The sequence below is a fragment of the Pseudomonas sp. S04 genome (assembly GCF_009834545.1).
In the GTDB taxonomy this organism is placed as follows: Bacteria; Pseudomonadota; Gammaproteobacteria; order Pseudomonadales; family Pseudomonadaceae; genus Aquipseudomonas.
Window position 1 is genome coordinate 5,257,726 of sequence record NZ_CP019427.1, and the last position, 18,944, is coordinate 5,276,669.

At 61.0% G+C, this 18,944-nt stretch carries 18 protein-coding genes and 4 tRNA genes; 10 read left to right on the plus strand and 12 right to left on the minus strand.

What is annotated here, in order from left to right:
* Positions 1–4: 4 nt before the first annotated feature.
* Positions 5–361: a BON domain-containing protein gene (locus PspS04_RS23415; RefSeq protein WP_095166553.1), complete on the minus strand. Its 357-nt coding sequence runs from the start codon at positions 359–361 to the stop codon at positions 5–7.
* A gap of 193 nt (positions 362–554) precedes the next feature.
* Entirely contained in the window at positions 555–971 is a 417-nt protein-coding gene (locus tag PspS04_RS23420; RefSeq protein WP_095166551.1) for a pilin, read from the minus strand.
* A gap of 266 nt (positions 972–1,237) precedes the next feature.
* On the opposite strand from PspS04_RS23420, the gene PspS04_RS23425 reads away from it, so the two are divergent.
* The 4 genes from PspS04_RS23425 to yacG are packed head-to-tail and all read left to right on the plus strand — an operon-like array spanning position 1,238 to position 4,147.
* A complete protein-coding gene (locus PspS04_RS23425) occupies positions 1,238–2,455 on the plus strand; it encodes a type II secretion system F family protein (protein WP_159998015.1) in 1,218 nt (405 codons plus the stop codon).
* 2 nt (positions 2,456–2,457) lie between these two features.
* A complete protein-coding gene (locus PspS04_RS23430; RefSeq protein ID WP_159998017.1) occupies positions 2,458–3,330 on the plus strand; it encodes a prepilin peptidase in 873 nt (290 codons plus the stop codon).
* Entirely contained in the window at positions 3,327–3,950 is a 624-nt protein-coding gene (gene coaE / locus PspS04_RS23435; RefSeq protein ID WP_159998019.1) for a dephospho-CoA kinase, read from the plus strand. Before PspS04_RS23430 ends, coaE begins: the two co-directional genes overlap by 4 nt.
* The gene (gene yacG, locus PspS04_RS23440) at positions 3,947–4,147 is read left to right on the plus strand and encodes a DNA gyrase inhibitor YacG (RefSeq protein WP_095166544.1); all 201 of its coding nucleotides are present in this window, start codon (positions 3,947–3,949) and stop codon (positions 4,145–4,147) included. Before coaE ends, yacG begins: the two co-directional genes overlap by 4 nt.
* Here yacG and PspS04_RS23445 read toward each other — a convergent pair.
* Both PspS04_RS23445 and PspS04_RS23450 read right to left on the minus strand, forming a co-directional pair.
* Positions 4,144–4,359 (minus strand): hypothetical protein, encoded by a 216-nt coding sequence (locus PspS04_RS23445; protein WP_095166542.1) that lies wholly within the window; start codon positions 4,357–4,359, stop codon positions 4,144–4,146. The two genes, yacG and PspS04_RS23445, sit on opposite strands and share 4 nt — an antisense overlap.
* 63 nt (positions 4,360–4,422) lie before the next feature.
* Positions 4,423–5,109, minus strand: coding sequence for an energy-coupling factor ABC transporter permease (locus tag PspS04_RS23450; RefSeq protein WP_095166540.1), 687 nt, complete (start codon positions 5,107–5,109; stop codon positions 4,423–4,425).
* 230 nt (positions 5,110–5,339) lie between these two features.
* On the opposite strand from PspS04_RS23450, the gene PspS04_RS23455 reads away from it, so the two are divergent.
* Positions 5,340–5,579 carry a DUF2790 domain-containing protein gene (locus tag PspS04_RS23455; protein ID WP_159998021.1) on the plus strand — a complete coding sequence of 80 codons (240 nt, stop codon included), beginning with the start codon at positions 5,340–5,342 and terminating at the stop codon, positions 5,577–5,579.
* Here the strand turns inward: PspS04_RS23455 and PspS04_RS23460 are convergent.
* From PspS04_RS23460 to PspS04_RS23470, 3 genes are all read right to left on the minus strand, one after another.
* On the minus strand, positions 5,574–6,842 hold the full coding sequence (locus PspS04_RS23460) for an OprD family porin (protein ID WP_159998023.1): 1,269 nt from the start codon (positions 6,840–6,842) through the stop codon (positions 5,574–5,576). The genes PspS04_RS23455 and PspS04_RS23460 overlap by 6 nt on opposite strands.
* A 101-nt stretch (positions 6,843–6,943) precedes the next feature.
* Positions 6,944–8,155, minus strand: a complete 1,212-nt coding sequence (locus PspS04_RS23465; RefSeq protein WP_159998025.1) for a benzoate/H(+) symporter BenE family transporter — start codon at positions 8,153–8,155, stop codon at positions 6,944–6,946.
* A gap of 3 nt (positions 8,156–8,158) precedes the next feature.
* Positions 8,159–9,502 carry an aromatic acid/H+ symport family MFS transporter gene (locus PspS04_RS23470; protein ID WP_095166533.1) on the minus strand — a complete coding sequence of 448 codons (1,344 nt, stop codon included), beginning with the start codon at positions 9,500–9,502 and terminating at the stop codon, positions 8,159–8,161.
* Positions 9,503–9,854: 352 nt separating this feature from the next.
* On the opposite strand from PspS04_RS23470, the gene PspS04_RS23475 reads away from it, so the two are divergent.
* From PspS04_RS23475 to PspS04_RS23495, 5 genes are all read left to right on the plus strand, one after another.
* Positions 9,855–12,506 (plus strand): autotransporter family protein, encoded by a 2,652-nt coding sequence (locus PspS04_RS23475; protein WP_159998027.1) that lies wholly within the window; start codon positions 9,855–9,857, stop codon positions 12,504–12,506.
* A gap of 126 nt (positions 12,507–12,632) precedes the next feature.
* A complete protein-coding gene (locus tag PspS04_RS23480; protein WP_095166529.1) occupies positions 12,633–13,259 on the plus strand; it encodes a DUF1780 domain-containing protein in 627 nt (208 codons plus the stop codon).
* The gene (locus PspS04_RS23485) at positions 13,256–13,786 is read left to right on the plus strand and encodes an MOSC domain-containing protein (RefSeq protein WP_159998029.1); all 531 of its coding nucleotides are present in this window, start codon (positions 13,256–13,258) and stop codon (positions 13,784–13,786) included. Before PspS04_RS23480 ends, PspS04_RS23485 begins: the two co-directional genes overlap by 4 nt.
* A 63-nt stretch (positions 13,787–13,849) precedes the next feature.
* On the plus strand, positions 13,850–14,023 hold the full coding sequence (locus tag PspS04_RS23490; RefSeq protein ID WP_095166525.1) for a DUF3094 domain-containing protein: 174 nt from the start codon (positions 13,850–13,852) through the stop codon (positions 14,021–14,023).
* 60 nt (positions 14,024–14,083) lie between these two features.
* Positions 14,084–15,382 (plus strand): NAD(P)/FAD-dependent oxidoreductase, encoded by a 1,299-nt coding sequence (locus PspS04_RS23495; protein ID WP_095166523.1) that lies wholly within the window; start codon positions 14,084–14,086, stop codon positions 15,380–15,382.
* Between the two features lie 170 nt (positions 15,383–15,552).
* Here the strand turns inward: PspS04_RS23495 and PspS04_RS23500 are convergent.
* The 5 genes from PspS04_RS23500 to clpB form a co-directional block, all read right to left on the minus strand.
* Positions 15,553–15,629: transfer RNA gene (locus PspS04_RS23500), tRNA-Pro, on the minus strand.
* A gap of 96 nt (positions 15,630–15,725) precedes the next feature.
* Positions 15,726–15,801 (minus strand) — tRNA-Lys (locus tag PspS04_RS23505).
* Between the two features lie 5 nt (positions 15,802–15,806).
* Positions 15,807–15,883, minus strand: a tRNA-Pro gene (locus PspS04_RS23510).
* Between the two features lie 9 nt (positions 15,884–15,892).
* Positions 15,893–15,968 (minus strand) — tRNA-Asn (locus PspS04_RS23515).
* Between the two features lie 299 nt (positions 15,969–16,267).
* A complete protein-coding gene (gene clpB / locus PspS04_RS23520) occupies positions 16,268–18,832 on the minus strand; it encodes an ATP-dependent chaperone ClpB (protein WP_159998031.1) in 2,565 nt (854 codons plus the stop codon).
* Positions 18,833–18,944 lie beyond the last annotated feature (112 nt).

The window sequence follows — 18,944 nt, forward strand, 5'->3', positions numbered from 1 at the left end:
CGCCTTACTCGGCTTTCAGACCGTCAGCCGATACGGCAGTGACGCCCTTGATGTTTTTCGCGATTTTCACCGCAGTGGCTTTCTGCGACTCGGTCACCGCAGTGGTGGAAGACAGCGATACCACACCTTTGTTGGTTTCGACTTTGATATCGGTACCCGGAATGCCTTTCTCGGTGACCAGGTCAGCCTTCACTTTGGTGGTGATCCAGGTGTCGGAAGTCGCTTCCTTCGCCTCGGTCACTTCACCGGCAGCCAGCACCATTGGCGACTGGGTGTTTTGGGTGGTCTGCGCAAAAGCTGCGTTGGCCAGAGTCAGGGTCAGAGCGGTAGCAGTTGCGGTAGCGATAGCGAACTTCTTCATACGGGTAACTCCTGTTTTTCCAGAAAGTCTGCTGTTTGCCTTCTCAGCAGGGTTACCGGTAATAGTGCGAACGCTGTGCCAACTTTGACCTTCGGAATAACTCCTTAATTATCAATAACTTAAAAAATAATCAAAAACCCGGAATCATGCAATTTGCATGACCCGGACATTCTCGACATGCAAGTTGCCGGAATCAGCCCTCGCTGGTGGTGCAGCCTTTGGGGGAGTAGTCCGCAGCTACCGTGGTCGCGCAACTCCAGCCGCCCGCCTCGGTGCGTGAAAGGGTGAGGGTGCGGTTGAGCACCGGGCCTGGCGCATTGACCAGGGTGCAGCCGAGGCTGCCTAGCCCGGAAGCACCACTGCCCGCCGCCGAGACGGTGCAATGGCTGGTGATCTCGCTGGCGCCGAGTCGTTCCAGGGTCGGATCAGCCCCCTGGTTGATGACGTCTTCGAATGGCACCTTGAGCGCCGAGATCTCGGCCAGTCCGGCCGTGACCTTGGCCCGCGCCTGATATTTGGAATACAGCGGCAACGCCACCGTGACCAGAATGCCAATGATCGCCACCACGACCAGCAGTTCGATCAGGCTGAATCCCCTTTGTCCCTTCATCGCTACAACTCCCTTTCTGCATGAGGCGAAGGCTCATGCTCGGCAGCAGATAACGCACAGCCCATGCCAAGTCCGCCAGCCCTTGCAAACCGGGCAGCAAAACCTGGTTTCGCGCATCCAGGGCTTTGCAAAACCGCACTAACTGACACTATTTGTCACTGCAGCGCGCGCCCACAGCGTCCGGCCTTGGCTAGGCTTTGCAGCGCAAGCCAGATTTGCCGCGGCGTCCGCCGGCAAACACCCGACAGGTCATCAAGGATTGAGTCATGGCGGTCAAAGCAGCAAAGGTCAGCCTGTACGCCTGGCAAGGCACCGATAGAACAGGCCGCAAAATGTCCGGCGAATCGAGCGCGCAGACTCCGGCCCTGATCAAGGCCCAGTTGCGCCAGCGCGGCATCATCCCGGGCAAGGTACGCAAAAAATTCGCCCCCCTGTTCAGCGCTGGCCAACGGGTTACTGCCCAGGATATCGCGCTCTTCACTAGGCAAATGGCGACCATGCTCAAGGCCGGTGTGCCGCTGCTGCAGGCCTTCGACATCATCGCCGAAGGCTTCGACAACCCACGCATGCGGGGCCTGCTGGAGGACTTGAGACAGGACGTGATGGCCGGCAGCAGCCTGACCACCGCCCTGCGCAAAAAGCCGCAACACTTCGACGAGCTCTACTGCAACCTGATTGACGCCGGCGAGCAGGCCGGCGCCCTCGACACCTTGCTGGAGCGGGTGGCGAGTTACCGGGAAAAAACTCAACGGCTCAAGGCGCGGGTGCGTAAAGCCATGACCTACCCGCTGGCGGTGCTCCTGGTCGCGGTGATCGTCAGCGCTATCCTGTTGCTCAAGGTGGTGCCGCAGTTCGAAGTGATGTTCCAGGGTTTTGGTGCCGAGCTTCCGGCACTGACCCGCGGTGTGATCGGGCTTGCCGAATTCCTCCGGCACAGCGGCTGGCTGCTGCTAGGTGGGCTGCTCGCTGCCGCGTTGGGGGTGCACCAGACCCAACGCCGCTCCCCGAGGTTTCGCGACTGGCTACAGACGCGCTGGCTGGATCTGCCGGTGGTCGGCCCCCTGCTGCGCAAGTCGGCGGTCGCCCGCTATGCGCGCACGTTATCGACTACCTTCGCCGCCGGGGTGCCGCTGCTGGAGGCTTTGAATTCGGTGGCCGGGGCCACGGGCAATCGGGTTTTCAAACAGGCAGTGCTGGCGATCCGCGAGGACGTGTGTAGCGGCATGCAGTTGCATGTGGCGATGCGCAACAGCGGGGTATTTCCCAACCTGGCGATCCAGATGACCGCGATTGGCGAAGAATCTGGGGCGCTGGACGACATGCTCGGCAACGTCGCGAGCTACTATGAAGACGAAGTCGAGACCCTGGTCGATCACCTGACCAGCCTGCTGGAACCCCTTATCATGGCTGTACTTGGGGTAATCGTCGGCGGGCTGGTGATTGCTATGTACCTGCCCATTTTCCAACTTGGTACGGCGATCTGAACATGCCCTTGAATGAATTTCTCGCCAGCTCCCCGACGGCCTTCATGATCCTGGCCCTCGGGCTGGGGCTGGTGGTCGGCAGCTTTCTCAACGTCCTGGTCTGGCGCCTGCCAAGCATGCTCGCTCGAGATTGGCGCCAGCAGGCCCGGGAGATCCTCGAGTTGCCTGGCGAGGCCCCAGGCCCCACCTACAACCTGATGCTGCCCCACTCCCATTGCCCCCACTGCAGCCATCCACTGCGCGCCTGGGAGAATATTCCACTGCTCAGCTACCTGATGCTGCGCGGGCGCTGCGCTAGCTGCAAAACCCCGATCAGTGCCCGTTACCCGCTGATCGAACTCAGTTGCGCGCTGCTCTCGGGCTTTATCGCCTGGCACCTGGGGTTTGGCTGGCAGGCCGCGGGGCTACTGGTGTTGAGCTGGGGCTTGTTGGCCCTGTGCCTGATCGACGCCGACCATCAGTTACTGCCCGACGTACTGGTCATGCCGTTGCTGTGGCTGGGGGTGATCGTCAACGCGTTCGAACTGTTCGTGCCACTCCAGGACGCCGTGTGGGGCGCCGTAGCCGGCTACCTGAGCTTGTGGACGGTGTATTGGCTGTTCAAGTTGATCACCGGCAAGGAAGGCATCGGCCATGGCGACTTCAAGCTCCTGGCACTACTGGGGGCCTGGGGTGGCTGGCAGATCTTGCCGCTGACGATCCTGCTGGCCTCACTGGTGGGGGCGGTCAGCGGACTGCTCTGGCTGCGCTGGAAACGGGCGAAAACCTCGACGCCGATCCCCTTCGGTCCCTATCTGGCAATTGCCGGCTGGATTGCCATGCTCTGGGGTGGTCAAATAACCGACTTCTATTGGCAGTTTGTCGGTTTGCAATGAATATCCCTGTGGAACAACCCTGGATTCTCGGCCTCACCGGTGGCATCGGTAGTGGCAAAAGCGCGGCGGCCCAGCATTTCATCGACCTCGGTATCCATGCGGTGGATGCCGATCATGCTGCGCGCTGGGTGGTCGAGCCCGGCCGCCCAGCACTGGCGCAGATCGCCGAGCACTTCGGTGGCGGCGTGTTGCAGACAGACGGCCAACTGGATCGGGCAGCACTGCGCAAGCTGATCTTCGAAATCCCCGAGGAGCGCCGCTGGCTGGAAAAGCTCCTGCATCCATTGATCGCCGAGGAAATTGCCGCGCACCTGGCACGCGCAAAATCGCCGTATGCGATCCTGGTATCACCCTTGCTGATCGAGTCCGGGCAGTACGCCATGACCCAACGGGTGCTGGTGATCGATGCCCCCGAACAACTGCAGATCGAACGCACCCTGCAGCGCGACCAGACCAGCGAACAGCAGGTCCAGGCGATTCTCAAGGCGCAGTCCAGCCGTCAGGAGCGCATCCGCCATGCCGACGATGTGCTGGTCAATGACCGCGACCTCGCCTGGCTGCACAGCGAAGTCGAACGCCTGCATCACTTTTACCTAACTTTGCGTGGAGGCCAGTCATGAGCCAACCCCCTGTCGTCACCTGCCCAACCTGCGGCGCCCCCGTGGAATGGAGCGCCAGCAGCACCTTCCGGCCGTTTTGCTCGGACCGCTGCAAACTCATCGACCTAGGCGCCTGGGCCTCGGAAGAACACAAGATCCCGGTTAGCCCGGACGCGGAAGACGATCTGTTCAGCGAAGACTTCGAACCGCGCCACTAAGGCCGCATGAAGCTGTAGTCGGCACTGTCATCGAGGTTCTCGGCCAGGAACTGCAGCTCATCGGCCAGGTCCTCGACACTGCGCACTCCCTTGCTCTCCTCGACCACCGCGCTGAGCAAGGCGCGCAGGCTCAACCCCGGCTCAAAACCGGCCGCCTCCGCCGACGCCAGACTGTCGCGCAACTCTTGCCTCGCCCACTGGTAAACGCTCATGCCGCTGCTCCTGAGGATTTCTCGGAGCATAGGTGCGTCTGTCCAGCGACCTGTTGATAAGGATCAAGACTTGTCATCGTCCTTCCACGGCGCCGACAGGTAACGGGTGCGGTTGAAGGTCTCCAGCCACTCGGGGCAGAACACCACCAGGGCGCTGATCACCATGCCGTTGATAAAGGCTTCGGGAAAGATGATCAGCCACAGGTAGCCGACAAAATCCTCGAGCCATTCCGGCAGCGCAAAACGCTCGTCGAACCACAGCACGCCCAATGCCAGCAACAGGCAGAGCAGCGCAGACAAGGCGGCGGCAAAAAACCCCGAGCAAAAGATATACACAAACGGATTACGCGGTTGCGCGCGCTCCACCAGCAATGCGCAGCCTTCGGTGACCAGCACCGGCAGCAGGATCAGCAAGGCACCGTTGACCCCCATCGCCGCCAGGTCCTGGCGCCCCAGCAACACCAGGCCGACCTGGGCGACCAGCCCGCCGACGATCGCCAGCGGCCAGTCGAGCAGCAGGGTCACGGCGGTCATGCCGATGAAGTGATAGGACACACCGGTGTCGAAGTCGCGCCGCACCAGCCAGAGCAGGAACAACGCGAACACCGTGCCGAACAGCAGGTGCTGGCGTCGGCTGTCGCTGAACAGTTCGACCCAGGGCGCGCGCGCGATGGCCCAGAGCAACACCGGCACGTAGAGCAACCACCCTACCGTGAGGGTGAACGGTGACAGCAGTTCGGCACCGATCATGCCGCGGCCTCCATCCACCCTATTGCACAGACCTTCACGTCAGACTCCTTGGCGAAACCGAACAGGCCATCAGTCTACACCGCCCTGCTGCCCCCTGGCGTAAAGCCAAGGGCCCTGCCAGGGCGGCGACTGTTACGTTTCCTGCAACACTGCATCCGGTTTTACCCCCTTTTTCAGCGGCCGGCGAAGACTAAACTTCAGGTATCGAGATCCACACGGAGTACCGCAAGATGAAAAGCCTGATCAGCCTGTTGCTGGCCCTGGTTGCCACCTCGGCCTTGGCCGCCGGTAACGAACCGCCTGCCACTCCCTACGACCCCGCGCAGCCGCTGGACATTGCCAAGGTGGTTTCGGTCTCCGACACCGCCAGCGGTTGCGGCGTGGTGCCGGCGAGCATGGTCTATGTCGACCACCAGGGCCAGACCCACCGGGTGTCTTACCAGGTCATGGGCGACTGCAGCGGCTCATAACAGGGTCCAGGTGTAACTGAGGATCAGGCGGTTTTCGTCGATGTCACTGCGGTAGTTGGACCGCGCCATCGCATTGCGCACTCGAATCCCCAGGCCCTTGAGGCTGCCGCTCTGCAGCACGTAACCCAGATCCAGGTCGCGCTCGCGATCCTTGCCTTCATAGCCTTTGCCGGTGTCGACATTATTGCCGGTGATGTAACGCACGGTACTGGTCAGCCCGGGCACACCGAGCGCCGCAAAGTCATAGTCGTAACGTACCTGCCAGGATCGTTCGTCGGTGTAGGCAAACTCGTAGGTGGGCACCTCGTTGCCCAATGGCGAGATATTGGCAAAGACGCGTGGGAAGGCACTGTCACCAAACATACCCTGGTAACCGAGGTAGAAGGTGTGGCCACCACGTTTGGCCGACAGCAGGGAGAAGAACGCCTGGTTGTCGATATTGCCCAGCAGCTGTTTGCCGTCTTGCTTCGAATCGTAATAGCCCAGGTTCGCGCCCAAGGTCCAGTCCCCTAGCGGCTCACTGTGTTTGAGCCCGAGAAAGCGCTGGTTGTAGATATCTTCCAGTTGTCCGTACCAGGCACTGAGCGAGCTGCGCTTGTCATTGAACGCGTAGTCGGCCCCGGCAAAGTTGAAGCCGTCGCTGCTGACCTGGCGCTGAGGCACATGCCCCAGCATGGCCTGCATTTTTTCATCGCCGGACTCGTTGCGCAGGCTAGTGGAGTTCAAGTGACCGCCCTGCACGGTCAGGCCATTGAGTTCGCTGGAGCTGATGCTCGCCCCCTGGTAACTGGGTGGCAGCAAGCGGATGTCGCTGAAGGCCAGCACCGGCAGGTTGGGTTGCAGCTCGCCGACCTTGAGTTCGGTTTTCGAGTAACGCACTTTCAGCGCCGCGCCCAGGCGACTGTAGTCATTGGCCGCGCGGCCATCGTCCTGCACCGGTAGCAGGCCGGTGTTGACCCGGTCCGGGCTGCTGTCGAGCTTGAGGCCCAGTAGGCCGATGACATCCACGCCCACCCCGAGGGTACCCGGGGTGTAGCCGGACTTGAGGTTGAAAATGAAGCCCTGGGCCCACTCCTCGGCCTTGGACTGCTGATTGGCGCCGACGATGTCCGAGAAGTCGCGGCTGAAATAATAATTGCGCGCCTGCAAGGTCGCAGTGGTGTCTTTTACCAAGCTATTGTCGGCGGCCAGCGCACGGTCGGAAAAACCCGAGGCGAGCGTCAGGGACAACAGCGAAGCGGTTGTGGCGAGAGTCTGTTTCATCGTTTTGCTCTTATTGTTATTGATCGACAGGGTGCAGTGATCCGCCCGCAGCACTGGCGCTGCGGGGGAAGGTCAAGCAGGTAGGAATCAGTCCAGTGCGGTCAGCGCACAGACTCCGGGGCGGGCGTTGCCTTGGCCCCTGGAGCGGCGCGGCGCGCGTTCAACAGCAGGTGGGTGAGCATGCCGAAGATCAGTCCCCAGAACGCGGCGGACAAACCGAACAGCGACATCCCCGAGGCCGTCGCCAGAAAGGTCACCAGCGCCGCTTCGCGATCGTTGGGCACCGCCATCGCGCCCGCCAATGCCCCGGCAATCGCCCCGAACAGCGCCAGCCCCGCGAGGGCTGCGATCAGCTCTTTGGGAAAGGCCGAAAACAGCGAGACCAGGGTCGCGCCGAAGATCCCCAGCACCAGGTAACACATGCCGCCGACGACCCCGGCGACATACCGCTTGCCTGGGTCCTCATGAGATTCACGGCCGGTGCAGATTGCCGCGGTGATCGCCGCCAGGTTCAAACCGTGGCAGCCAAAGGGTGCGAGCAACGCCGTACCCAACGCGCTGCTGGCGATGATCGGGCTGGCGGGAGTCGAGTATCCGCTGGCTCGCAGCACCGCCATGCCGGGGACAAACTGCCCCGTCAGTGCCACCATCACCAGCGGCAACGCGATGTTCAAGGTCGCGCTCAGGCTGAATTGCGGGGTTATCCAGACCGGCGTAGCCAGGCCGATCACCAGTGCGTCGACCCGTAGGTCCCCGGCGAGCAAGGCCATGGAGCAACCCACCAGCAGCACCATCAACACCGCGTAACGCGGCATCAGGCGCTTGCACATCAGGTAGGTGGCAAACATCGCCAGCACCAGCCACGGCTTGCCCTGCAACGACACGAACAGACCGGTGCCGAAGCTGAACAGAATCCCCGCCAGCATGGCTGCGGCAATGGCGGCCGGCAGCTTGCTGATGATCCGGTCGAACGCGCCCGAGACCCCGATCAAAAAGATGATCAGGCTGCTGACCAGATACGCCCCCACCGCTTCCGGCATGCTGATCCCCGGTAACAGCGCCACCAGCAGCGCCGATCCCGGCGCCGACCAGGCGATGATCACCGGCACGCGATAGCGCAGACTCAAGCCGATGCCCAACAGCGCACTGCCAATGGAAATCGCCCAGACCCAGGACGACAGCACCTCGCGCGACAGATGGGCGGCGTCGGCCGCCTGGAAAATGATCACCAGGGGGCCGGCATAGGAAATCACCGTGGCAATAAAACCGGCGACTGCCGCCGACAGCGAAAAGTCCCGCAATAGCCCTTTCATGCTTCAGGCACCCGATGGCGACAGCGCGCTGGTAGCGCTCGATGCGCTGCGCTGGTTACTGATGGCAAACACGGTCATGGCAATGGCAGCTACCGCACCCGGCAGGGCAAACGCCATGAAGTTGAGTTGCAACGGCAGGTTGATCCCCAGCAGGGCACCACCGAGCAATGGACCGACAATAGCACCGTTGCGACCGATACCGGAGGCCCAGCCCAGGCCGGTGGAGCGGATCGTCATGGAGTAGAACTGTGCGGCGCAGGCGTACAGCAGGATCTGCGAACCGATGGTGGTGGCACCGGCAATGGCGATCAGCAGGTACAGCAAAGGCATCGGGCTGTTGAAACCGAGCAAGGTGATCGACACCGCCGCCATGGCGAAGAACACCGCCAACACCCGCGGCAGGTTCAGCTTGTCGCCCAGCACGCCGCCACCGACAGCGCCGAAGATTGCGCCGAAGTTCAGCACCAGCAGGAACGACAGGCTCGAGCCCAGACTATAGCCAGCGTTGGCCATCAGCTTCGGCAGCCAGGAACTCAAGGCATAAACCATCAACAGGCAGCAGAAAAATGCCAGCCACAACATCAGCGTGCGCAGCGCCCGACCTTCGCGAAACAACTGCAGCACCGGGGTTCCCGTGCCCTTCACTTCGCTCATCTGCAACTGATCGCTGCTGTGCCCAACGTACGTCGGCTCCACTCGCTCGAGGACCTTGCGTGCCTCTTCATTGCGCCCCTGGCGCAGCATGAAACCCACCGACTCAGGCAAGAAGTACATGATCAGCGGCAGCATCAATAGCGGTAGCACCGCGACGTAGAACACCGACTGCCAGCCAAAACTCGGGATCAGCACAATGCCCAGCCCCGCCGACAACATGCCGCCGACCGAGTAGCCGCTGAACATGATCGCCACCAGGGTGCTGCGGATTTTTTTCGGCGCGTATTCGTTCATCAGCGCCACCACGTTGGGCATGACCCCGCCGATGCCCAGCCCAGCGATGAACCGGCAGATCCCGAACTCCGTCGGGTTGCGGGCAAACCCGTTGAGCACGGTGAAACCGCTGAACAGGATCACACACAGGGTAATGGCTTTCTTGCGGCCGATCCGGTCCGACAGCGGGCCGAAAAACAGCGCGCCGAACATCATCCCGAACAGCGCGTAACTGCCCAGGGCACCGGCCTGCAAAGGACTCAGCCCCCACTCTTTCATCAGCATCGGCAGGACCACGCCGTAGATCACCAGATCGTAGCCATCGAAGATGATGATCAGGGCACACCAGAACAGCACCATCCAGTGGAAGCGGTTGAAACGAGCGTTGTCGATCAGCTCATGTACGTCGATCTTGCGCATGGCATCTGTCTCTTGTTGTTGTTTTTTTAAGAGCATCGGTCACGGGGTAAGCGTGCGTATCACCGAGGGTAGAGAGGCCATTGGCGCGGCAATATCCGCTTTGCGCAGATCGCTATCCGTTTTGTGCAGCGAGTGGATTGCAGAGCATCCCAGGGATCAAGGCCGGGAGCAGTGACAGCCCGCTGGTCGAAAAAAGCCACACTGGCGAAATTAACCGTCTACACCTTGTACTTGACTGATGAATCAGTTTTCAACGCGTTAGGGCAACGGCTGCAGTGAAGCGTGAACATGGGTGAAGCCAGGCCTTAAACCATCAGGACGAAGCCATCACTCCTTCAGTAGGGACACTGTCATGCACCTTCATCCAAGGCTTAGCACGCTCCTGTCGTGCACTTCCCTCTTGCTGCTCGCCAGTCCCGTCGTCGAGGCGGCTTGTAGCCTGCTCCCCGGCCCCGGTGATACCAGCCATACGTGCGCCAGTGGCACCAGCGGTCCACTCACCGACACCCTGGGCAACAACTCCCTGACCTTCCCGGCCAACGGCTCCGGCGTGATCAATGGCGACGTCACGTTCGGCGCCGGAGCGGACCGGGTGTTGATGGATTCCGGCACCATTGCCGGTTCGCTGGACCAGAGCGATGGCAGCGACTCCCTGGAGATCAACGCCGGACAGATCACTGGCGCGGTCTACCAAGGCAACGGCATCGATGAGTTCAAAATGACCGGCGGGCAGATCCAGTCGCTGGCCCAGGGCGACGGTCGAGATCGTTTTCTGATGACCGCGGGCACCATCGTCGGGGCCTTCGAGGATGGCGATGTGGCGACGATGACCGGGGGCACCATCGGCCGCGTCGACATGAAACTCGATAACAACATTTTTGATATGTCGGGGGGGCGGATTATCGGCAACCTGGTCACCGCGTTTGGCCGGGATACCATCACCGTGTCAGAGGGCTCGATCGGCGGCAACATCAGCACCAGCGGCGGCGATGACATCATCAGCGTTTCCGGCGGGGTAATTGCCGGGCAGATCCGCGCCAGCGCTGGCAACGACCGCTTCACCTGGGGCAACGGCGGACAGATCAACTCCGCCATCCTCATGGGTGACGGCGACGACAGTGCCCTGTTGAGCAATCTCTCCGAGAACACACTCGCCTCCACCCCCTCCGTGGACGGTGGGCTGGGCACTGACCGCCTGAGCTTCGACAACAGCACCTCGGCAGGCGCCGCACGTTATGTCGGCTGGGAGTCAGTGAGCCTGGACAACCGCTCGCACTTTACCCTGGCGGGGGATTTTTTCCTCGGAGACAGCGCCAGCGCCACGGGCGTATTTGCCATTGACGGCAGCAGTACCCTAGCCGTGACCCAAGGCGCTATCCGCCCCTACACCGCCGGCCAACGGACGACACTGAGCAACGCCGGAATCATCGACATGACCAACGGCAGCAGCAGTGCCAGCGATGCACTGACCGTCCATGGCAACTACGTTGGCAACAACGGGCAACTGTTGCTGCAAACGGTGCTGGGTACCGACAACTCTGCCAGTGACAAGCTGGTGGTGTCCCAAGGCACCCTCAGTGGTAACACCCAACTGGGCATCACCAACCTCGGTGGCCTGGGCGGCTTGACCCGCCAGAACGGGATCGCAGTGGTGCAGGCCCAGAACGGCGCCACCAGCAGCAGCGATGCCTTTGCCTTGAAGGGCTCGCTGTCTGCCGGTGCCTATCAGTACTACCTGTTCAAGGGCGGGGTCACCGCAGGCTCCGAGAACAACTGGTACCTGCGCTCATCGGTGGTGGCAGTGCCGCCGCCGACCGTTCCACCCGTAGTTGTCCCACCGGTGGTGCCACCGGCCCCGCCACCGATCGAGCAGCCTGCGCCCGAGGTTGACCCGGATGAGCCCGCCGTCGAACCGCCGACCGCGCGGCCAGTAGCCCCCGTCGAGCCGAACCCGGTGCCGCCGCCACAAACCCTGGCCCAGACCTCGCCGACACCGGCCATCAGCACGCCGCCGATCCCCACGGCCGTGGCCGGCGCCGATCCGATTCCCCTGTATCGCCTGGAAGTCCCGGTGTATTCCGTGGTCCTCCCCGCCGCTCAGTTGCTGACGATACAAGCCCTCGGCACCTTCCATGACCGTCAGGGCGAGCAAAGCCTGCTGAGCGAAACCGGCGCCGTCCCTGCTGGCTGGGGCCGTATGTATGGCAGTAATCTGCAAAAAAGCTGGTCCGGCACTGTGGCCCCGAGCTTTGACGGCTCGCTCCAGGGCTTTCAGATTGGCCATGACCTGTATGCCTCGCAGACCAGCGGCGGACAGTTGCAACGCTTCGGTTTTTTTGTCGGCCACAGTCATCTGCAAGGCGACGTCGATGGGTTTGCCGAAGGCTTCGAGGATCGACGCTCGGGACGGGTCAAGCTCGACGGCGATCAGGTAGGCGCCTACTGGACCCTGGTCGACCCCAGCGGTTGGTACCTCGATACCGTAGCGATGTGGTCGAGCCTGGACGGCGACAACCGCTCCGATCGCGGAGTCAAGATCGACACCGATGGCCATGCGCTGGCACTGTCCGTGGAGGCGGGATACCCGATTGCCGTCGCGCAAGACTGGGTGCTGGAGCCCCAGGTGCAGGTAATCAACCAGCAAATTGACCTGGACTCGCAGAACGACGGCATCTCCAATGTCGCATTCGACTCCCAGGACTACTGGACCGGCCGCCTCGGTGCCCGCCTCAAGGGGCGGTTCGTGGCACAGGACATCCCGCTCGAGCCCTATCTGCGGGCCAACCTGTGGAAAACTTTCGGCGGTTACGACACCGTCACCTATGACGACATCGATCGGATCAAGAGCGAGCATGAGTCTTCATCTGCGGATCTGGGCGTGGGCCTGGTGGCGAAGCTGTCTTCGAGTGTCAGCGTTTACATGGGGGCCGACTACAACACCCATCTGGACAGCAACGACCTGGACGGCGTCTCCGGCAATCTGGGCATGCGCATGAGCTGGTAGACGCCCCGCGCATAGTCACGGCCGCGCCAGGACATCCCGCCAGCCAGGCTTACGGGAATGCAAAAGTTTGCGCCTGTCCGACAAATTGTGTTCTTTGTGAACGCATTTGAACGCTAAGCTTGGCCTATGGATGATTCAGATTATTTACGCCTGCTGACCATCGCGGCCGAGCAGGCCAACGCGTTCCTCTCCAATGCCCGCAAATGGGAGCGTGAGCGTTGGGTGTGCCAGCGCCTGTTGCAGGGCTTGAACATTCCTTACCGCGCCGACGAGTTCAGCCCCGCCGGCGAGCCGCCCGACGTGCTGTTTCGCGAGGCCAATTTCGAAGTGTTCTTCGTTCTCGACGAAGGTCGGCGGCTCAATGACGAGTGGCGCGATGAACTGCAGCGCCGACGCAGCGCGTTCTCCTTGAGCCAGTTGGTGCGCCGCGAGGCCAAGCCCAAGCGGATTCCGGCCAACGAGTTTTTACTCAGGCTGGCGCCGACCCTGCGCAAAAAAGCGCACAACTACAAAGAACGTGGCATGGACCTGGGTGAACTGGACATCATCGCTTTCGCCAGCCTCAAGCGTGAAGTGCTGGACCTCAACAGCCATTTCCCACCCCCCACCGAATACCTGCGCCAGGGCTGGCGCTCGCTCTCACTGGTAGGCCCGACCTTCGCCCGCGTGCTGTTCGCCCATCCCGACGCGCCGGACTTCCTGCGCAGTAACCTGGGGCGCAGTATCGTCTTCGACGTCGGGATCAGCCTGTGAGCCCGTTGCAGGAGCTGATTGCCGCGGTACCCCAGCAAGGCCGCGTGCGTTGGCTGGGCGTGCGCCCACAATCGCGCGGGCCGATGCTCGCGCTCGATGCCGTGGAAGCACGCTTGGAGGCCGGCCTGACGGGCGATCATGCGCGGCCCGGGGTGCGCAATGCGCGGCAGGTCACGCTGATCCAGTGGGAACACCTGGCCGTGATCAGTTCCTTGATGGAACGCCCTGCAGACCAGCCGATCCAGCCCCAGGACTTGCGCCGCAATATTGTGGTCAGCGGGATCAATCTGTTCAGCCTCAAGGGCCGGCGCTTCCGAATTGGCCAGGCCATCTTCGAAACCACGGGCTGGTGCCAGCCCTGCACCAGGCTCGAACAGAACCTCGGCCCAGGGACTTTCCAGGCCGTGCGCGGCCATGGCGGGATTACCGCGCGGGTGATACAAAGTGGCATCATTCGCCTGGATGACAGGCTGTGTGTCGAGCCCGTGCCAGTGAGCGGCTATGCTCCCTTCAATACTGGCGGCTGACTTGGCCGTGCGCTGTAGCTTCTACACCTTTAGCAACGTCTATCTACCTGACGAGGCCTTGATATGACCAGCCGCCTGAACCCGGACGACCAACAGCATGTCGAAGAGTACCTGCACCTGTCCCAGCACCAAGTCGAGCGCCGGCCTTTTCGGCCGTGGATGCTCCTGGTGATAGTCCTGGCGGTGACCATTGGCCTGGGCCTGCTGAGCCGTTTTATCAGTTACCTGACGCTATGAGCTGCGTGGCGCTCGCTCGGTTGACTGCACCGATTTCCTTTAGCCTTGCGAGATATCCCCATGACTCATCGTATTGTCATCGTTGGCGGCGGCGCCGGCGGTCTGGAGTTGGCTACCCGTCTGGGTAAGACTCTGGGCAAGCGTGGCACGGCCAGTGTGATGCTGGTCGACGCCAACCTGACCCACATCTGGAAACCGCTGCTGCATGAAGTGGCCGCCGGTTCGCTGAACTCTTCCGAAGACGAACTCAACTATGTCGCCCAGGCCAAATGGAACCACTTCGAGTTCCAACTGGGGCGCATGAGCGGGCTCGATCGCGCGCAGAAGAAAATCCAGCTGGCCGCTACCTACGACGAAGCCGGCCTGGAGCTGGTACCGGCTCGTGAAGTGTCCTACGACTCGTTGGTAATCTCGGTAGGCAGCACCACCAACGACTTCGGCACCCTGGGCGCGGCCCAGCACTGCCTGTTCCTCGACACCCGCAAACAGGCCGAGCGTTTCCACCAGCAACTGCTCAACCATTACCTGCGTGCCCATGCCGGACAGACCGATAAGGTCGAGCAAATCAGCGTGGCCATCGTCGGCGCTGGCGCCACCGGTGTCGAGTTGGCCGCCGAACTGCACAACGCGGCCCATGAACTGGCCGCCTACGGCCTGGACCGGATCAAGCCGGAAAACATGCACATCACCCTGATCGAGGCTGGCCCCCGAGTGCTGCCGGCCCTGCCGGACCGGATCGGCGGTCCTGTGCATAAAACCCTGGAGAAACTTGGGGTCAATGTCATGACCAACGCGGCGGTCAGCGAAGTGACGGCCGATAGCCTGATCACCGCCGATGGCAATGTAATCAAAGCCAGCCTGAAAGTCTGGGCGGCCGGGATCCGCGCACCGGGTTTCCTCAAGGATATCGACGGCCTGGAAACCAACCGCATCAACCAGCTGCAGGTATTGCCGACCCTGCAGACCACCCGCGACGAGAACATCTTCGCCTTCGGTGATTGCGCCGCCTGCCCGCAACCCGGGACTGATCGCAACGTGCCGCCGCGTGCCCAGGCTGCACACCAGCAGGCTTCGCTACTGGCCAAATCGTTGAAACTGCGGATCGAAGGCAAACCACTGCCCTCCTACAAGTACACCGATTACGGATCGTTGATCTCGCTGTCGCGGTTTTCGGCTGTGGGTAACTTGATGGGCAACCTGACGGGCAGCGTGATGCTGGAGGGCTGGCTGGCGCGGATGTTCTACGTGTCGCTGTACCGCATGCACCAAGTGGCGCTGTACGGGCCGTTCCGCACGGCGATGCTGATGCTGGGCAGCAAGATTGGACGCGGCACCGAGCCACGCCTGAAATTGCACTGAGAACTCGATGTAACTCTTGCTCGCGATGACGGCAGCACATTCAACATCGACTGTGACTGATACACCGCTTTCGCGGGCAAGCCCGCTCCCACATTAGAGGTCTGCGGCACGTCGGGATTTTGTGCAGGCAAAAAAAATCCCCGTATCTTTCGATACGAGGATTTTTAATATGGTCGGGGTAAGGGGATTCGAACTCCTGACATCCTGCTCCCAAAGCAGGCGCGCTACCGGACTGCGCTATACCCCGGTAAAAAAAAGGCGACCTTTCCAAGTCGCCTTCTTCGATCAGCGCTTTTGGCCTCTGATCTTAAGATTCGATTCCAGCGTTAACTGGTTTCAAAAATGGTGGGTCGTGTGGGATTCGAACCTACGACCAATTGGTTAAAAGCCAACTGCTCTACCAACTGAGCTAACGACCCAAAAATGGTCGGGGTAAGGGGATTCGAACTCCTGACATCCTGCTCCCAAAGCAGGCGCGCTACCGGACTGCGCTATACCCCGGTTTGAAATTGGCTCCGTGACCAGGACTCGAACCTGGGACCCAATGATTAACAGTCATTTGCTCTACCGACTGAGCTATCACGGAACTACATATTTCAATCACAACATTTGAAGCTTTACTGCGTTCTCTTCGACCCGTTCGCATCGCTGCGTTCGTGTGTCTGAGGCGCGCTATTCTACAACCTTAAACACCTCTGTCAACCCCCTAAATTGCTTTCAAGACAATGATTTGCAACTTATTTCAGATTTCTACTTGGGGAGTGGAAACCCTTGGGGCGACTTACTGCGGGGCGCACTTTACAAGCCTTTTCCTTACAGTTCAACACCCTGTGAAAAAAAAGGCCCCGCAATGCGGGGCCTCTGCTCTTTTACGGCAATTACGCCTCAGTTGAACACGATTTCGTCGTTCACCACGGTGGCCGTTACGCTGGTGCCTGGCAGGAAGCTGCCCGACAGAATCAGCTGGGCCAGCGGGTTTTCGATCCAGCGCTGGATCGCTCGCTTGAGTGGCCGTGCGCCATAGACCGGGTCGTAACCCACCGCGATCAACTTATCCAACGCTTCGCTACTCAGTTCCAGCTTCAGCTCACGCTCAGCCAGACGGCTGCGCAGGCGGCCCAACTGGATTTCAGTGATGCCGGCAATCTGATCACGGGCCAGAGGCTCGAAGATCACCACTTCGTCGATCCGGTTGATGAACTCCGGACGGAAGTGCGTCGACACCGCATCCATCACCGCGGCACGTTGCGCCTCACGATCACCCACCAGTTCCTGGATCTGTACCGAGCCCAGGTTGGACGTCATGACGATCACCGTATTACGGAAATCCACGGTGCGTCCGTGACTGTCGGTCAGGCGACCGTCTTCCAGCACTTGCAGCAATACGTTGAACACATCCGGGTGGGCCTTCTCGACCTCGTCCAGGAGGATCACCGAGTACGGCTTGCGACGTACCGCTTCGGTCAGGTAACCGCCCTCCTCGTAACCCACGTAGCCTGGTGGTGCCCCGATCAGCCGCGCCACGGAATGTTTCTCCATGAACTCGGACATGTCGATGCGCACCATCGACTCTTCCGTATCAAACAGGAACTCGGCCAGCGCCTTGCACAGCTCGGTCTTGCCCACGCCAGTCGGGCCGAGGAACATGAACGAACCACTTGGGCGGTTAGGGTCGGACAACCCGGCGCGCGAACGCCGCACCGCGTTGGCCACAGCCACCACGGCCTCGTTCTGGCCGATCACACGTTGGTGCAACAGGCTTTCCATCTTCATCAGCTTGTCGCGCTCACCCTCGAGCATTTTCGACACCGGGATACCGGTCCATTTCGACACGACTTCGGCAATCTCTTCTTCAGTCACCTTGCTACGCAGCAACTGGTTTTCGCTCTTGCCATGCTGGTCGACCATTTGCAGGCTGCGCTCCAGGTCCGGGATCACCCCGTACTGCAACTCGGCCATGCGATTCAGGTCACCTTTACGGCGGGCAGTTTCCAGCTCCTGGCGCGACTGCTCGATTTTCTGCTGGATCTGCGCAGAACCCTGCACTTCCGCTTTCTCCGAGGTCCAGATTTCCTCCAGGTCGGAATACTCGCGTTCCAGCCGGACAATCTCTTCCTGGAGTTTTTCCAGGCGCTTGATCGCCGCTTCGTCATCTTCTTTCTTCAGGGCCTGGGATTCGACCTTGAGTTGAATCAGGCGCCGCTCCAGGCGATCCAGCACTTCGGGCTTGGAGTCGATTTCCATGCGAATGCGGCTGGCCGCTTCGTCGATCAGGTCGATGGCCTTGTCCGGCAACTGCCGGTCAGTGATATAGCGATGGCTCAGCTTGGCCGCCGCAATGATCGCACCGTCCGTGATCGCCACCTTGTGGTGAACCTCGTAGCGCTCTTTCAGGCCACGCAGGATAGCGATGGTGTCTTCCTCGCTTGGCTCATCCACCAGGACTTTCTGGAAGCGTCGCTCGAGGGCCGCGTCCTTCTCTATATATTGACGGTACTCGTTGAGCGTGGTCGCGCCGACGCAGTGCAACTCACCCCGGGCGAGGGCCGGCTTGAGCATGTTACCGGCATCCATCGAGCCTTCGCCTTTACCGGCGCCGACCATGGTGTGCAGTTCGTCGATGAACAGAATGATCTGCCCTTCCTGCTTCGACAGTTCGTTGAGCAGGCCTTTGAGGCGCTCTTCAAACTCGCCACGGTACTTGGCACCGGCAATCAGCGCGCCCATATCCAGCGACAGCAGGCGCTTGCCACGCAGGCCGTCTGGCACCTCACCATTGATGATGCGCTGGGCCAGGCCTTCGGCAATAGCGGTTTTACCCACACCCGGCTCACCGATCAGCACCGGGTTGTTTTTGGTCCGGCGCTGCAGGACCTGGATGGTCCGGCGAATTTCGTCATCACGACCGATCACCGGATCGAGCTTGCCGTCTTCGGCGCGCTTGGTCAGGTCGACCGTGTATTTATCCAGCGCCTGGCGCGATTCCTCGGCATTCGGGTCGTTCACTGCTTCACCACCACGCAGGTTGGTGATCGCATTCTCCAGGGCTTTCTTGCTCACGCCCTGGCCGAGCAGCAACTTGCCGAGTTTGCTGTTCTCGTCCATGGCGGCGAGCAGCACCAGCTCGCTGGAGATGAACTGATCACCTTTTTGCTGGGCCAGGCGATCAGCCTGATTGAGCAGTCGCGCGAGGTCCTGCGACATGTTCACGTCGCCAGTCGGATTCTGGATTTTTGGCAATTGGTCGAGCTCTTTGCTCAACGCGCTGCGCAGGCTGTTGATGTCGAAGCCCACTTGCATCAGCAGCGGCTTGATCGAGCCACCCTGCTGTTCAAGCAGTGCTTGCATCAGGTGCGCAGGTTCAATGCCCGGATGATCGAGGCCAACGGCCAGGGATTGGGCATCGGATAAGGCTAACTGCAATTTGCTGGTTAAACGGTCTATACGCATTGGTCACCTTCCTTTTGAGCAGGCCGGAGCGATGGACACACCTAAATAGAGAAACCTGCCAGATACCCCACTAGATGCGGTCGATTCTGGAAGATTCAAGCGTCGTGCAGTT

Coding starts and splice junctions, on each gene's coding strand:
- PspS04_RS23415 (WP_095166553.1), bottom strand. CDS start 361: ATGAAGAAGTTCGCTATCGCTACCGCAACTGCTACCGCTCTGACCCTG.
- PspS04_RS23420 (WP_095166551.1), bottom strand. CDS start 971: ATGAAGGGACAAAGGGGATTCAGCCTGATCGAACTGCTGGTCGTGGTG.
- PspS04_RS23425 (WP_159998015.1), top strand. CDS start 1,238: ATGGCGGTCAAAGCAGCAAAGGTCAGCCTGTACGCCTGGCAAGGCACC.
- PspS04_RS23430 (WP_159998017.1), top strand. CDS start 2,458: ATGCCCTTGAATGAATTTCTCGCCAGCTCCCCGACGGCCTTCATGATC.
- coaE (WP_159998019.1), top strand. CDS start 3,327: ATGAATATCCCTGTGGAACAACCCTGGATTCTCGGCCTCACCGGTGGC.
- yacG (WP_095166544.1), top strand. CDS start 3,947: ATGAGCCAACCCCCTGTCGTCACCTGCCCAACCTGCGGCGCCCCCGTG.
- PspS04_RS23445 (WP_095166542.1), bottom strand. CDS start 4,359: ATGAGCGTTTACCAGTGGGCGAGGCAAGAGTTGCGCGACAGTCTGGCG.
- PspS04_RS23450 (WP_095166540.1), bottom strand. CDS start 5,109: ATGATCGGTGCCGAACTGCTGTCACCGTTCACCCTCACGGTAGGGTGG.
- PspS04_RS23455 (WP_159998021.1), top strand. CDS start 5,340: ATGAAAAGCCTGATCAGCCTGTTGCTGGCCCTGGTTGCCACCTCGGCC.
- PspS04_RS23460 (WP_159998023.1), bottom strand. CDS start 6,842: ATGAAACAGACTCTCGCCACAACCGCTTCGCTGTTGTCCCTGACGCTC.
- PspS04_RS23465 (WP_159998025.1), bottom strand. CDS start 8,155: ATGAAAGGGCTATTGCGGGACTTTTCGCTGTCGGCGGCAGTCGCCGGT.
- PspS04_RS23470 (WP_095166533.1), bottom strand. CDS start 9,502: ATGCGCAAGATCGACGTACATGAGCTGATCGACAACGCTCGTTTCAAC.
- PspS04_RS23475 (WP_159998027.1), top strand. CDS start 9,855: ATGCACCTTCATCCAAGGCTTAGCACGCTCCTGTCGTGCACTTCCCTC.
- PspS04_RS23480 (WP_095166529.1), top strand. CDS start 12,633: ATGGATGATTCAGATTATTTACGCCTGCTGACCATCGCGGCCGAGCAG.
- PspS04_RS23490 (WP_095166525.1), top strand. CDS start 13,850: ATGACCAGCCGCCTGAACCCGGACGACCAACAGCATGTCGAAGAGTAC.
- PspS04_RS23495 (WP_095166523.1), top strand. CDS start 14,084: ATGACTCATCGTATTGTCATCGTTGGCGGCGGCGCCGGCGGTCTGGAG.
- clpB (WP_159998031.1), bottom strand. CDS start 18,832: ATGCGTATAGACCGTTTAACCAGCAAATTGCAGTTAGCCTTATCCGAT.